Source organism: Nocardia sp. NPDC059236, assembly GCF_042754085.1.
Taxonomy (GTDB): domain Bacteria; phylum Actinomycetota; class Actinomycetes; order Mycobacteriales; family Mycobacteriaceae; genus Nocardia.
The window spans coordinates 1-13,713 of sequence record NZ_JBHZAF010000021.1; the positions used below are offsets into that span (position 1 = coordinate 1).

General features: G+C 67.3%; 15 protein-coding genes and 1 pseudogene. 10 read left to right on the forward strand and 6 right to left on the reverse strand.

Translation table 11 applies throughout. The annotated features are described in order from the left end of the window. The 3 genes and pseudogenes from ACFXIV_RS37895 to ACFXIV_RS37905 form a co-directional block, all read left to right on the forward strand. Positions 1–219 (forward strand): annotated as a pseudogene (locus ACFXIV_RS37895) (long-chain fatty acid--CoA ligase); the annotation flags it as partial. Between the two features lie 6 nt (positions 220–225). After that, positions 226–1,971 (forward strand): amidohydrolase family protein, encoded by a 1,746-nt coding sequence (locus tag ACFXIV_RS37900; RefSeq protein ID WP_379401844.1) that lies wholly within the window; start codon positions 226–228, stop codon positions 1,969–1,971. Beyond that, complete coding sequence (locus ACFXIV_RS37905) at positions 1,968–2,747, forward strand: SDR family NAD(P)-dependent oxidoreductase (RefSeq protein ID WP_379379477.1); 780 nt, start codon at positions 1,968–1,970, stop codon at positions 2,745–2,747. The genes ACFXIV_RS37900 and ACFXIV_RS37905 overlap by 4 nt, the downstream gene beginning before the upstream one ends. A gap of 52 nt (positions 2,748–2,799) precedes the next feature. On the opposite strand, the gene ACFXIV_RS37910 is transcribed toward ACFXIV_RS37905, so the two are convergent. Next, the gene (locus ACFXIV_RS37910; RefSeq protein WP_379401843.1) at positions 2,800–3,387 is read right to left on the reverse strand and encodes a TetR/AcrR family transcriptional regulator; all 588 of its coding nucleotides are present in this window, start codon (positions 3,385–3,387) and stop codon (positions 2,800–2,802) included. A 103-nt stretch (positions 3,388–3,490) separates the two neighbouring features. On the opposite strand from ACFXIV_RS37910, the gene ACFXIV_RS37915 reads away from it, so the two are divergent. Beyond that, positions 3,491–3,901: a DUF4345 domain-containing protein gene (locus ACFXIV_RS37915; RefSeq protein WP_379401842.1), complete on the forward strand. Its 411-nt coding sequence runs from the start codon at positions 3,491–3,493 to the stop codon at positions 3,899–3,901. A 467-nt stretch (positions 3,902–4,368) separates the two neighbouring features. Here the strand turns inward: ACFXIV_RS37915 and ACFXIV_RS37920 are convergent, their stop codons facing one another. The 5 genes from ACFXIV_RS37920 to ACFXIV_RS37940 form a co-directional block, all read right to left on the reverse strand. Then, positions 4,369–5,820, reverse strand: a complete 1,452-nt coding sequence (locus tag ACFXIV_RS37920; protein WP_379401841.1) for a DUF222 domain-containing protein — start codon at positions 5,818–5,820, stop codon at positions 4,369–4,371. A gap of 443 nt (positions 5,821–6,263) precedes the next feature. Continuing rightward, positions 6,264–6,683: an arsenate reductase ArsC gene (locus tag ACFXIV_RS37925; RefSeq protein WP_379401840.1), complete on the reverse strand. Its 420-nt coding sequence runs from the start codon at positions 6,681–6,683 to the stop codon at positions 6,264–6,266. Positions 6,684–6,699: 16 nt separating this feature from the next. Continuing rightward, positions 6,700–7,422 (reverse strand): aquaporin, encoded by a 723-nt coding sequence (locus tag ACFXIV_RS37930; protein ID WP_379401839.1) that lies wholly within the window; start codon positions 7,420–7,422, stop codon positions 6,700–6,702. Beyond that, positions 7,419–7,793, reverse strand: coding sequence for an ArsR/SmtB family transcription factor (locus ACFXIV_RS37935; protein ID WP_379401838.1), 375 nt, complete (start codon positions 7,791–7,793; stop codon positions 7,419–7,421). Before ACFXIV_RS37935 ends, ACFXIV_RS37930 begins: the two co-directional genes overlap by 4 nt. A gap of 66 nt (positions 7,794–7,859) precedes the next feature. Beyond that, entirely contained in the window at positions 7,860–8,390 is a 531-nt protein-coding gene (locus ACFXIV_RS37940) for an ArsI/CadI family heavy metal resistance metalloenzyme (RefSeq protein WP_379401837.1), read from the reverse strand. 102 nt (positions 8,391–8,492) lie between these two features. On the opposite strand from ACFXIV_RS37940, the gene ACFXIV_RS37945 reads away from it, so the two are divergent. The 6 genes from ACFXIV_RS37945 to ACFXIV_RS37970 all read left to right on the forward strand — a co-directional run bounded on the left by ACFXIV_RS37945 (position 8,493) and on the right by ACFXIV_RS37970 (position 13,537). After that, positions 8,493–8,852, forward strand: coding sequence for an Rv2640c family ArsR-like transcriptional regulator (locus tag ACFXIV_RS37945; protein WP_379401836.1), 360 nt, complete (start codon positions 8,493–8,495; stop codon positions 8,850–8,852). Positions 8,853–9,356: 504 nt separating this feature from the next. Continuing rightward, positions 9,357–9,752 carry a hypothetical protein gene (locus ACFXIV_RS37950; protein ID WP_379401835.1) on the forward strand — a complete coding sequence of 132 codons (396 nt, stop codon included), beginning with the start codon at positions 9,357–9,359 and terminating at the stop codon, positions 9,750–9,752. A gap of 17 nt (positions 9,753–9,769) precedes the next feature. Beyond that, on the forward strand, positions 9,770–10,696 hold the full coding sequence (locus tag ACFXIV_RS37955; RefSeq protein ID WP_379401834.1) for an SGNH/GDSL hydrolase family protein: 927 nt from the start codon (positions 9,770–9,772) through the stop codon (positions 10,694–10,696). Between the two features lie 175 nt (positions 10,697–10,871). Next, positions 10,872–11,252, forward strand: coding sequence for a hypothetical protein (locus ACFXIV_RS37960; RefSeq protein WP_379401833.1), 381 nt, complete (start codon positions 10,872–10,874; stop codon positions 11,250–11,252). Between the two features lie 18 nt (positions 11,253–11,270). Next, positions 11,271–12,176: an SGNH/GDSL hydrolase family protein gene (locus ACFXIV_RS37965; protein ID WP_379401832.1), complete on the forward strand. Its 906-nt coding sequence runs from the start codon at positions 11,271–11,273 to the stop codon at positions 12,174–12,176. After that, complete coding sequence (locus tag ACFXIV_RS37970) at positions 12,173–13,537, forward strand: acyltransferase family protein (protein ID WP_379401830.1); 1,365 nt, start codon at positions 12,173–12,175, stop codon at positions 13,535–13,537. Before ACFXIV_RS37965 ends, ACFXIV_RS37970 begins: the two co-directional genes overlap by 4 nt. Positions 13,538–13,713 lie beyond the last annotated feature (176 nt).

Sequence of the window (13,713 nt, forward strand, 5' to 3'; positions counted from 1 at the left end):
GCGGTGATCGGTGTGCCGCACGAGGATCTGGGTCAGGAGGTCGCCGCGATCGTGGTGGTCGACGATCCGGAGTCGTTGTCGGAGGACGAGTTGCGCGATCACGTGGCCAAACAGCTGGCCTATTTCAAGGTGCCCGCGCGCTGGCTGGTCACCGCGCAACCCTTGCCGCGCAATGCCACCGGCAAAGTCCTGCGCCGCGACCTAACCCTGGGAAAGTGAATTCCTGTGTACGACACCATCATCAAGAACGGGCGCTGGTTCGACGGCACCGGTGCGCCCTCGGCCATCCGTAATCTCGGGATCCGGGACGGCCGGGTGGCGACCGTGTCGGCCGCGCCGCTGGACGAGACCGGCTGTGCGCGAGTGATCGACGCGACCGGCCGCTGGGTCATGCCGGGCATGATCGACATCCACACCCACTACGACGTGGAGGTGCTGCTGGATCCGACGCTGTCGGAGTCGCTGCGGCACGGCGTCACCACACTGCTGCTCGGGTCGTGCTCGCTGTCCACCGTGCATGTCGGCGGTTCGGACGCGGGCGACCTGTTCGGCCGGGTGGAGGCGATTCCGCGCAAGCACGTGGTCGAGGCGGTGGACGCGCTGAAGACCTGGAACAGCGCGCACGGCTATGTGGCGGCGCTGGAGTCGCTGCCGCTGGGCCCGAATGTCGCTGCCTTCATCGGTCATTCGGATATCCGGGCGTCCCAGCTGGGCTTGCAGCGGGCCACCGATCCGGATGTGCAGCCGACCGAGTCCGAGCTGACCGCCATGGAGCACAAGCTGACCGAGGCGCTGGACGCCGGATTCGTCGGCATGTCCTCACAGCAGCTGCTGTTCGACAAGCTGGACGGCGAGGTGTGCCGGTCGCGGACGCTGCCGTCGACCTATGCCACCGGCAAGGAGCGGCGGCGGCTGAATCGCATTCTGCGCGACCGCAAGCGGGCGTTGCAGGGTGGTCCCGACGTCGCCAAGCCGCAGAGCATGCTCGGCATGGCGGCCAGCAGCCTGGGCTTCTTCCGGCCCAAACTGAAGGTGAGCCTGCTGTCGGCGGCCGACATCAAGGCGATTCCCGGTGTGGTGAAGGTCTTTCCGCTGCTTGGCCGGATCATCAACGGGCTCGGCGGCGACTTCCGCTGGCAACATCTGCCGGTGCCGTTCGAGGTGTACTCCGACGGCATCGATCTGCCGGTATTCGAGGAATTCGGTTCCGGCGCAGCGGCTCTGCACCTGTCCAACCAGCTGGAGGAGCGGCGGGAACTGCTGGCCGACGAGAACTACCGCCGCTGGTTCCGCAAGGACTACGACAAGAAGTGGGGTCCGCGGGTCTGGCATCGGGACTTCTTCGACGCCGAGATCACCGAGTGCCCGGATGCGAGCGTGATCGGCAAGACCTTCGGTCAGGTCGGCGTGGATCGCGGCGGCGTGCACCCGGTGGACGCCTTCCTGGATCTGGTGGTGGAGTACGGGCCCAAGGTGCGCTGGCGCACCACCATCTCCAATCACCGGCCCGAGGTGCTGGATGTGCTGGCCGCGGATCCCAGTGTGCAGCTGGGCTTCTCGGACGCCGGCGCGCATCTGCGGAACATGGCCTTCTACAACTTCGGGCTGCGGCTGCTGAAGCGCGTGCACAAGGCGCAACAGGCGGGGCGGCCGTTCATGACGGTCGAGCACGCCGTGTACCGGGTGTCCGGCGAGCTGGCCGACTGGTACGACCTGGATGCCGGGCACCTGCGCGAGGGCGATCGGGCCGATGTGCTGATCATCGATCCGGCGCGCCTGGACGACAGCCTGGAAGCCTATGCCGAGAATCCGATTCCGGAGTTCGACAACCTCTCCCGCATGGTCAACCGCAATGACGACACCGTCACCGCGGTGCTGGTGAACGGGGAGTTCGTCTTCGGGCTGGGGGAGAAGGCCGACACCCTGGGCAAGGAACGCACCGGCGAATTCCTGCGGGCAGGTGCCCGATGAACGCTCGTCGATTCGACGGCCGCGCCGCGGTCGTCACCGGTGCGGCCTCCGGTATCGGCGCGGCCATCGCCGCCGCGCTGATCGCCGAGGGCGCGAACGTCGTCGGCCTCGACATCGACGAGGCGGGTCTCGGGAAGAAGGCCGCCGAACTCGGCGACGCCTTCGTCCCCGTGGTCACCGACGTCACCGACGAAGCCCAGGTGGAGGCCGGGATCGCCACCGCCGCATCCCGTTTCGGCCGTCTCGACGCGGCCTTCAATGTGGCGGGCGCGTCCCGCATCGGCGCGGTCACCGATCTCACCGAGGCCGACTGGGATTTCACCATCGACCTGATTCAGAAGAGCGTCTTCCTGTGCACCAAACATGAAGCGCGCCTGATGAAGTCGACCGGTGGCGGCGCGATCGTGAACATCTCCTCGCTCGACGCCCGCGTGCCCATGCCCGGTGGCAGCCCCTACTCCACGGGCAAGGCGGGCGTGGTCATGTTCACCAAGAACGCGGCCCTGGAGCTGGCCCAGTTCCGCATCCGGGTGAACGCCATTCTCCCCGGCCTGGTGGACACCCCGCTGGTCGCGGCGGTCATGGGCTACGAGCCCGCCAAACAGATGTTCCTGGACCGCATCCCGATGGGTGCGCCCGCCACCCCGGAACAGATCGCCGCCCCCAGCCTGTTCCTCGCCTCCGACGACGCCTCCTACATCACCGGCATCGACATGGTGGTGGACGGCGGCTGGGAGCTGAGCAACTTCCCGAACTTGGCGAAGCTCGCGGGCTGAGCCGAGAACCCGCCCTGGGCCCCGAAACACGTTCCAGCCCAGGGCGGGTCGGTCAGCGGGGCGAATCCTGTACCGCGGCCAGCGCACCGGTCAGTGCGCCGAGGCAGGCCGCGCGGACCTGCTCGCGGGTGAGGGTCTGGTGTTCCAGCCATTCCAGGCAGAGGGTGTGGACGAACATCAGCCACGAGGTCAGCAGGGCCGACATGACGTCGCGGGCCGGGCCGGTGAGTCCAATGGCGGCGAGCATCTCGTGGTGCATGGCGGTGTGGTCGCCGAACACGATCGCCTGGACGACCGGATCGCCGGAGAGCGCGCGGTTGGCGGCCAGCACCGTATTGCGGTTGGCGGCGAAGTACCCCAGGTGTGCGTCGAGCCCGGCGGCGACCTGGTCGGTCAGCGGGAGGCCGGGGTCGAGGTGTACCGCGGCCTGCAACGTTTCGGCGGCGCGCTGATAGATGGCGGCGAAAAGTGCGCTCTTGCTGGGGAAGTGGCGATACAGCAGGGCTCGCGAGATGCCTGCCCGCTCGGCGATCTGGTCCATCTGTACCTGGTCGTACGGCAGGGCAGCGAACAGCTGCGCACCCACGTCCAGTAATTCGGCGCGGCGCTGTTCGGGGCTGAGGCGACGTCGCGGCGGCATGGCACCACCGTAGTTGACGCGTGTGTACTAGCGGGCTACGCTCCGAATCATCTAGTTGACACGTGTCTACCAAGCTCCGGGTTTCGCCCGGGAAGGGGCGGTCATGCGAGCCGTATTACAGTGGTTCCTAGCCTTTTTCGGTGTCTGCTGCGTCTTGATCGCCTTGGCGCACATCTTCATCGGGCCCAGCACGATCATCGGGGCGAACACGCCCAACGCCACCTTGGACGGCGACATGCGGTTCTCGATGGTGCTCTTCCTCTCCTACGGCGCGGCCTGTGTGTGGGCGGCCCGGGACCTGGACCGCTACGCCGGCCTGATCCACCTGCTCATGGTGCTGTTCTTCGCCGGCGGCGTGGTCCGTCTACTGACCGTCGCCTACGTCGGCTGGCCGCACTGGTTCTACATCGCCATGCTCGTCATCGAATTCGCGATTCCTCTGGTCTATTCGCCGCTGCTTCAACGAGTAACCGGCCGCCCGATTCGCGCCGAGTTGGTCGAGCTGACTCGCTAACCCGGAATCGCTGTGCGCCACAGGGAAGCCAAAGCGCCACAGACGAGGACCCAAGGGGGCAGAAGACGAAAGATGCCTGGAGAAGGGAGGTGGCCGCGCTCACGTCCGCGCCTTCACCTTCCAGCCCCCTCACCTTTGAAGCCGCATGTGGGGTTGCTGCAGGAGGTATTCCATCGGATCCGGGGGTTGGAGTCGCCACGTCATGAACTCCACCGTCGGCCGCAAGTTCCAGTTGGTGGCCCCTGCACCCCTGGCGATGTGGTCGTTGGACCCTGTGGTGATCCCGCTCGGCGGCGGTCGCCTGTGCAGCGGTGGGGGTGTCTCTAGGAGGTGGTGCGTGCAGTCCGTGGGCTGGGATCAGCCAGTGGCCGCTCTCAATCCGGCGTCAGCTCGAGTCCGGCGGATTAGGCGACGTAACCACACTTCCCCGCTCCTGCGCACGCCAGCAGGACACGAGCAGCCGGGAATCATGCAGCCCGTGAACCCCACCTCTGGCAACTGGAATCGATTGCAGTGGCGACCCATTGCCCCACGTGATGTCTGTCGTTTACGCGCGGAGTGCCGGTGGGGTCGAGACGTTTCGGGGCAATCCACCCGATCCGCCCCTGATGAGGGGAATCTTTGCCCATGACAACGGTTTTCCACCCGTCGGCACTGTCATTGACCAGCGCATGGCAGTGATCGCACACCAAGGTCAGGTTGGTCAGATCCGTGGGTCCGCCCTTGGCCCAGTCGGTGATGTGGTGCACCGCGCACATCGACGCGGGCGCATCGCATCCCGGGCGGGTGCAGCCCTTGTCGCGGGCGATCAACGCCAACCGTTGGGCGGGGGTGGCCAGTCGCTCGCACCGGCCCAGGTACAGCGGCAGCCCGTCGGCGTCGAGGACCGCCAGCACCGGGCGGGTGCCCTCGGCCAGCTTCACCGCCTCGTTGATGCTCACGTGGCCGCCGGAAGCAGTGGTCGCGACCCCGGAACCACGCTCGAGATCCGCGACGGACATGGTCAGGATGGCCTGCACCGGCAAACCACGATGCGAACCCAGCTTGGCCGGGTCGACACCTGGCTGCAGCAACGCGAACAACGCGTCATGGGTGCGCTGACCGGCATCGCGACGGTCGCGGCGGGCGGCCGCTTCCAGCACCTTGGAATCGACGACTTTGACCGTGGCGGCGACGCTGTCGGTGTCGTCGATGTTGCACATGCCCGGACGCGCGAGCTTGGCGAAGACGGCATCGAGCAGGGCCCGCAGTTCGGGGGTGATCCAGCCTTCGATCCACGACATGCCGTCCACCCCGGGACGGCCGAGGATGAGGCCGCGGCGGCGACGGCGGTCGGTGTCGGAGACGACCTTGCCGTCGGGGTCGATGAGGGCGAGGATGTCGCGGCCGATCTTGGGCAGGTCATCAGGCCACCCGGTGCGGGAGTGATCGACCAGGATGTCCTCGGCTTCCGCGCGCGTCTCGGCGGGGATGTCGGCGGGCAGGTGGGTCATCACGTCGATGATGTTGCGGACATGATCACGCGAGATGTCGCCTGCCTCATAGGCTTCGGCGGTCTTCTCCAACATCGCGGGGCACGGGTGTCCGGTGGGTTCGAAGAATTCCCCGCACTGGCGGGTGATCTTTACTCGCACCGATGCGTCATACCTCGACAATCCCAGGGTTTGCCGCAGGAACGGCACCACGTCCTTCGCCCCGCTGCCTTCGGGCAGCGAACGGTTGCAAGCTTCGATGATCAGGCGTGAATCCAGCGCCGACAGTTGACGTTTGCAGGTCTCCAGGCGCTGCATCAACTCCACGACATCAGCATCGGAGAACGGGTTCAGGTTTCCGTGCAGGACGGAATTCGACAGGGTTTCGACGGCGGCCGCCAGGTCGGCGATGCCGCACGCGTCGAGTGTTTCCCCTTTCGAATCCATGTGCTAATTCTACCGCTGCGCGATCATTGAGAGAACCCGAATTGTCCTGTACGCCTTCCTCTTTCGCAAATAGTCGATCTCGGAGCGTGGGCGTGGGTGGAGCGCGCCGCAGCCCACACCTGGCTGGCCCGGCTGACACGGAGCGCTTACGCCGGAAGATTCCAAACGGCTCGACCTGTACGGCACCGTCAACATCGTCGCGAGGATTCGTGCCCGCCGCCGAATTCTGGACCGAGCGCCTGACACCCGATCTGGAAGCCAGATCGTGCTCCCGAATCCCACTCGGACGCAATGGAACAAGCGTTGCCATCCCGCTTCTCGCCGCGCCCGAGGCCGGAAGGATCACGGGACAGATCCTGCAGATCAACGGCGGAACCGTCCGCGGCCACGGCCGATCAACACCACTGCTTGGCTCGGCAGATGGCCGACCAGGTTGGCGCGCATCAGACGTGGCTCCGGCCGGTGGGGAGTAGTTCGGCGATGAGTTTCTCTACGCGCGTGCGGATTTCGTCGCGAATGGGACGGACGGCCGCCACGTCTCGGCCGGCGGGGTCGTCGAGCTGCCAGTCGCGGTAGTCGACGCCGGGGAAGTACGGGCAGGTGTCGCCGCAGCCCATGGTGATGACGACGGTGGAGGTCTGCACGGTGTCGGGCGTGAGGATCTTCGGTGTCTGAGCGGTGATGTCGATGCCGAGTTCGGCCATCGCCTCGACGGCGGCGGGGTTGATGGCCTCGGCGGGAGCGGTCCCGGCCGACCGGACCTCGATCGCGTCGCCGGCCAGGTGAGCGAGGAAGCCCTGGGCCATCTGGGAGCGTCCGGCATTGTGGACGCAGACGAACAGCACGCTGGGTGTGGCGGTCATCGGCTGGGCGGGCCTTTCAGGAGGTCTGGATGTTGTGGGGCGTGACGATGTCGTCCGCCGGTACGGGATCGGGGTAGAGCAGCCCGATCAGGACGAAACCGAGTGCGGCGCCGAGAATTTGGGCGGCGATGAACGCGGGCACCGACGCGGGGGCGATTCCGGCGAAGGTGTCGGAGAAGACGCGCCCGACGGTGACGGCCGGGTTGGCGAAGCTGGTGGAGCTGGTGAACCAGTAGGCCGAGCCGATGTAGGCGGCGACGGCTGCGGCCGAGAGTGCCGCGCGGCCGGTGCGGGCGAGCGCGAAGATGACCGCGATCAGTCCGGCCGTGGCGACGACTTCGCCGACCAGATGGCCTGTGGTGACGCGGTGATGGGTGGCAATCTGGACGGCGGGCTGGTCGAACATGATGTTGGCCAGCACCGCCCCCGCGATCCCGCCGAGGATCTGCGCACCGATGTAGGCCACCAGGTCGGTGGCGCTCAGCCCGGTGCCGCGGCGGCGTCCGGCCCACCAATCCGCTGCCGAGACAACGGGATTGAAGTGAGCCCCGGAAACCGGGCCGAGCATCAGGATCAGGATGCCCAGCCCGAACACCGTGGCGGTCGAGTTCTCCAGTAGTTGGAGACCCACATCGTGTGCGGACAGTTGCTGGGCCGCGATCCCGGAACCGACCACCACGCACACCAGCAGACCGGTGCCGACGAACTCGGCCAGCAGCCGTCGTCTCCGCGTGTTCATCGGACCGCCGCCTCGGGGAGCGCGATATCCAGTAGTGCCGAAAGCTGGTGCAGTGCAGCGGGTTCGACCCGGTAGTACACCCACGACCCGCGCCGCTCGCTGGACAGCAGCCCCGCCTCGCGCAATACCCGCAGGTGATGGGAGATGGTCGGCTGGGAGACGTCGAAGCCGTCGGAGATATCGCATACGCAGGCTTCCTGCCCGGTGTGGCTGACGATCACCGACAGCAGCCGCAAGCGCACCGGGTCCGACAACGCCTTGAACACCGCGGCCAGCTCCGTCGCCGCCTGCGCTGTCAACGGTTCGCGGACCAGGGGCGTGACCTCACACGCGGGTGGGGTCACAGCCAGCGGAAGCACTCGATTCGACACCCGTCGATATTGATGGATATCGAATCAGTGGGCAAGCGAACACCTGGTGAACGACTCGGTGCGGGCTCAGCCGCAGCAGGATGCCCCGGAGGCCACGGCATCCGCCTTGGCCGCGCTGCCGCAGCAGGCCCCCTCGGCGGCGGCTTCCTCGGCGGTGCCGCAGCAGACCGCCATGGCCTGCGCGTCGTCCGCGACCGCTCCCGAGGCCAGAACCGGTGCAGTGCCGAAGGTTTCGCTATCGGCCAGCACCGTGTAGACCTCCCAGCGCTCGGTGTCGGGCGCGGTGACCCACACCTTGTCCTGGGTGGCGAAGCAACACGTGGTCGCGATCTGCTCCTCGGTGAACATACCGGCCTCGGAGAGTCGCGCGATCTCGGCGTGCACCTGATCGCTGGACTCGACCTCGACCCCCAGGTGGTTGAGGCTGCCACCGTGCCCCGGGTTCTCGATCAGCACCAGCTTGAGCGGCGGCTCGGCGATGGCGAAATTCGCGTAACCGGGCTTGCGCTTGGCCGGCTCGGCCTGGAACAGGGTCGAATAGAACGCCACCGCCTGGTCGATGTTGTCGACGTTGAGAGCGAGCTGAACACGAGACATGAGACCGTACCTCCACTTGTGAGACATATGTCGAAGAACTGGTGTGACCGAGTCTGCGCCACTATTTCGACATATGTCAAGAAGGTGGGTAATCTGGTTCGCATGCCCAAGGCGCTCCCCGTGATCGACATGTCCGCCCCGGTCTGCTGCGCCCCCGTCGCCGCCGGTCCCGTCAGCGACGCCGCCGCCCTGGAAATCGCCCTGCGCCTCAAGGCTATAGCCGACCCCGCCCGCGTGAAACTCCTGTCCCTCCTCCTCGCCAGCCCCCTCGGCGAGGAGAACACTGGCGACCTGGCCGCAGCCGTCACCCTCGCCGAATCCACCGTCAGCCACCACCTCGGCCAACTGAAGAAGGCCGGCCTGATCGAGTCCGAACGCCGTGGCATGAACACCTACCACCGCGCCCAGCGCGACTCCCTCGCCGCCCTGTGCGTCGTCCTCGACCCGAACTGCTGCCGCTAGCCCCGACTGTCAAGATCCGCGAACAGCCCTGGTGGCGGAAAGTCGTCGCCGGCGAGAATGCATTGGCGCGGCAGGTTTTTCGTGAGTCGGCCGTGCCGATGCAGGCATCATGTTCGTGTCGGTTGTGGACGCCGGAGCCGGTGGCGGCGTTGTTGTAGATCTGCGCCATGGGGTGGGTGGGCTGGGGTTTCCCGTCATTGCTTCAAATCGGGTGGGGTTGCGCGGGTGGGGTCGGGCGCTCGGTGAGGGAAGTCGATAGCGGCCCCTCCGCGCGGAATCTGTGCTTGGATACGCGGACCTGGGCGGCCTGGTGAGGTAGTCCGATGTGACCTTCCGTTGGAACCTGTTCCACTGGACGAGGTGGGTCTGACCAGGGATTATCGGATTCGATGCCCCGGAAGTTGGGGGCAGTTTCCCGAATCGGGGTGGGTGGGGTGAGCGCGTTTTGTACACTCCCCGCTGAAGTGAATAGACGTCACTTCAGATCCTGAATTCGAGGTACCCATGAAGTCTTCAACACCGGTGGGGGTGTTTGCCGTCCGTGTCGCCGCGGCCGTGATCGGCGCGGGGCTGCTGATCGCGGGCGTTGCCGGGTGCGGCAGCGACAAGTCGTCCGACAGTTCGCCGGGCGGTGCCACCAGCACCGCCGCCACATCAGTCAGCTCCACGTCCACCCCCGCGCCGACGACCGTCGCGCCCGCGCCGACGACCGAGGCCCCCGCGCCGCAACCGGCGGCCACGGAACCGGCCGCGCCGCAGCCCGTCGCACCGGAGGTCGTCGCGCCGCAACCGGTCGCGCCGCAGCCGGCCGCACCCAAGCCTGCGCCGCAGACGCAGCAGCAGAAGCCCGCGCCGCCGACCCTGGACGCGCCCGGATTCGAGCCGCGTGCGGGTTACTGAGAAGGCTGGACAGGTTCGTGCTGGGTAATGGCGGGCGGTGGCTGTGTGCCGCCGCGGTAGCGCTCGCGGCCTCGGTATCCACCGTGGCCGCGGCGAACGCGGATCCGGCCTCGCCGGATGCCGCCCCCATGGGCAAAGAGCTGGTGGTGCTGGGTGATTCGTTCTCCGCGAACGCCTGGGACTTCTTCGACGAGGACAACAGCTGCCTGCGCCACGGCCGGACGGCCTGGCCGGTGCAGCTGGGCCGGCTCATGGGCGTGTACGGGACCGACGAGATGGCCGATCCCTCCTGCCCGGGCGCGTCGATCGACAGCGGCCCGGGGTGGAGCCTGGCCCAGGAGGCCCAGAAAGCGGACAAGGCAGGCGCTTTCGGGCCGAATACCAAGGTCGTCACGCTGCAGTTCGGGCTCAACGACAAGTGGGGCAAGAACGACCAGACGCTCTGGAAGTCGTTGCAGGGCTGTGTGTTCAACCTGGTCGACGGCTGCGATCCGGAGTCGATCGACCAGGGCCGGATGCCCGACTACAACGGTGTGTCCGGGGCGTTGATGGCCAAGCGCATGAGCAATGCGGTCACCTACATCAAGTACTACGCACCGAACGCCCGAATCGTGTTCGTCGGCTATCCGGAGTTGTTCACCCCGGGCAGCGGCACGGTCTGTCTCAGCATCGGCGGCATCGCGCCGTTCATCCAGTCGCGCGGTCGCGCGGTGGTGGAGTACTTCGACCGCATCGACCAGGCGCAGCGGGAAGCCGCCCAGCTGCTGGGCATCGAGTTCCTGGATTCCCGCGCGCTCACCACCGGTCATGGGCTCTGCTCGTCGCAGCCCTGGCTGAATGGCGTGTTCGATCCACGGGCCGATCTCGACGGCCTGTTCTTCCATCCGTCGAGCCAGGGTGACGCCGTGGTCGCCAACGCCATCTACGACCGATACGGGCACTGATGCCATCGAGATTCCGTCGATCGGACCGTTGACCATCGATAGCCTCCTCGTCGAGTTTCCCGATTGTCCAGGGGTTTTGCGGTTTGCTGATTCCCGCACCCCGGCCCTCGGGGCCTCTTGTACACTCCGCGCAAAAGTGAAAAGTTCACCATTCAATTTGCGATTCGAGGGTTTCATGAAGTTCGGTATCCCAGGCGCACGCACCGCGGTTGCCGCCATCGGCGGGGTCGTGCTGATCGGCGCGCTGGCCGCGTGCGGAAGCGACAAGGCCGCCGACACGCCCACCACCCCGGCGAGCACCACCGTCGCCGTCGTGAGCAGTTCGGCCGCTCCCGCGAGCAGCGCCGCCCCGGCGCCGAGCGCGGCCCCCGCGCCCGCCGCGGCCCCGGAGGCCGCCACCGAAGCACCCGCCCCGCAGCCGGCGGCCCCCGCAGCGCCCGAAGCGCCTGCGGCACAACCGGTTGCGCCCAAGCCCGCACCGCAGACCCAGCAGGCGCCCAAGCCAGCGCCGCCGACCCTGGATGCCCCCGGGTTCGAGCCCCGCGCAGGCTACTGACGAAACCGGAGTACACACGTGTCGGGAATCAACGGTCGGTGGCTGTGTGCCGCGGTGGTCGCGTTCGCCGCGGCCATGACGGGAACATCGGGGGCGCAAGCGGATTCGGTACCGCAGGGTAAGGAACTCGTCATCCTGGGCGACTCGTTCACGGCCAACGGCTGGAACCCGCTGTCCCAGGAGAAGAAGTGCGACCACGGCGACACCGCGTGGCCGGTGCAGCTGAGCGCACTGATGGGCGTGCAGGGCACCGATCGGATGTGGAACCAGTCGTGTCCGGGCGCGTCGCTCGACACCGGGGACGGGTACACCCTGAAGGTCCAGGCCGGCAACGCCGACAAGGCGGGCTCGTTCGGCCCGAAGACCAAGCTGGTGACGGTGCAGTTCGGCCTCAACGACGTCTGGGGTGGCGCCCCGCAGTCCCCGTGGAGCTCGATCGAGCGCTGCTTCTACGACGTCGTCGGCGGCTGCGGTCCCGACGCGGTGGCCGCCGGCCGAATGACCGATCCGCAGAACGTGACCGGCGCCGAGTACGCCTCCCGCATCAGCAAGGTCATCACCTACATCCGGTACTACGCTCCGAACGCGCACATCGTGATCGTCGGCTACCCGGAGCTGTTCCGGCCCGACCAGGACGCCATCTGCTTCGACATCGCCGGCGCCCCCGTCACCCAGCCGCGCGGCCGCACGGTCGTCGAGTACCTCAATCGCATCGACCAGGCCGAGCGCGAAGCCGCCGCGCGGCTGAACCTGGAATACCTCGACGCCCGCGCGCTCACCGCCGGGCATGGGCTGTGTACGCCGCAGCAGTGGGTCAACGGAGTGTTCGACCCGAAAGTCAATATCGCCGGGCTGCCGTTCCACCCCGCTCCGCAGGGCGACGCCGTGGTAGCAAACGCACTGTACGAGAGGTACGCACGATGACCCGCCCACCCGAAGTCGCCCCGCGCGAGGCCTCCGCCGCGCTCGCGGTGGAGCAGTACACCACCCAGCTCCTCCAGCCCGCCCAGTCCACGCGGGCAGCCGAACCGGTCCGGACGGCCGAGCCGGTCCGGACGAAGGGCCTCGCCGAGTCCGTCGCCGAGCGCGCCCGGCGGGAGCGGCCCGCGCTGCCCTCGCTGACCGGCGCGCGGTGGTGGGCGGCGTTCGCGGTATTCGTCTTGCACGCCTTGGTGTTCCTGCCGGTCTACCCGTTCCAGAAGTCGGCGCTGTTCCGCCACATCCACGAGTGGATCCCGATGCAGCTCGGGGCCGCGGGCGTCACGTTCTTCTTCGTGCTGTCCGGCTTCATCATCTACTGGTCGTTCCGGCCCGGCATGTCGGTGCGCGCCTTCTACCGGCGGCGGGTGCTCAAGATCTATCCGACGCACCTGTTGGCCGCCGCCGCCTTCATCGTGGTGGCGAGCGTGCCCCTGCACCGCGCGGTGGTGTGGGTGCCGAACCTGCTGCTGGTGCACACCTGGGTGCCGAAGTGGACCACGGTCGGCGGGCTGAACGTCCCGTCCTGGTCGCTGGCCGCGGAAGTGCTGTTCTACCTGAGCTTTCCGCTGCTGCTGCCGCTGGTCATGCGGATCCCGACCCGCCGCCTGCTGCTGGCCGCGGGCCTGCTGATGCTGGGCATCGCCCTGCTGCACACCTCGTACTTCCTGTGGGTGGACGGTCCGAAGGGCATCGCGAATGCCTTTGCGCCGCGGCTGGTTCCGGGCAATGCGTCGCCGCACTACGAACTGCACGCCTCCCCGGCCTGGTTCCAGCAGCCCGACATCCCGGTGTCCCCGTCGTACTGGCTCAGCTACACCTTCCCGCTGTCGCGCCTGCCGGAGTTCTTCCTCGGCGTGCTGGCGGCCCGCATGGTGCTCGAAGGTCGTTGGCGCAACACCAATCTCGCCTGGCCGCTGGTCGCGCTGACCGTCGCGTACGCGGCGACCTGGGTGGTGCCGGTGAACTACAAGATGTCGGTGCTGCTGCTGCCCCCGATGACGGCGGTGGTGGCCACCATGGCCGCCCGGGACCTGGCCGGCATCCGCGGCCTCAACTCCCACCCGCGCATGGTGTGGCTCGGCAATGTCTCCTTCGCCTTCTACCTCATCCAGTTCCCGGTCATGGTCCTGGTCACCCGATACCTGATCGGCGGCAGGGAGTTCGGCATCCTCGGCTGGGCCGGCTTCTCCCTGCTGTGCCTGGTCGTGTCCACCGCCCTCGCCGCACTGCTCTACCACTGGGTCGACCTGCCCATCATGCGGAACTTCGCCCGCTCGAAGCGGGTCGCCCGCGCGAAGGTCTAGTCCCGCTCTATCTGTTGCTTGTCGATAGCTGTATTTGCTGACCGACGTTCCTTGCGACGCAACCTTCCTCATTGCTGGTCGTCCGTCCAAAAGCCGGGTGGTGTTCACCACCCGGCCACGGGCAGAGCGGTGATCCGACACCTAGAACCTGTTCTATTCGGGGCGCACTTCGGTAA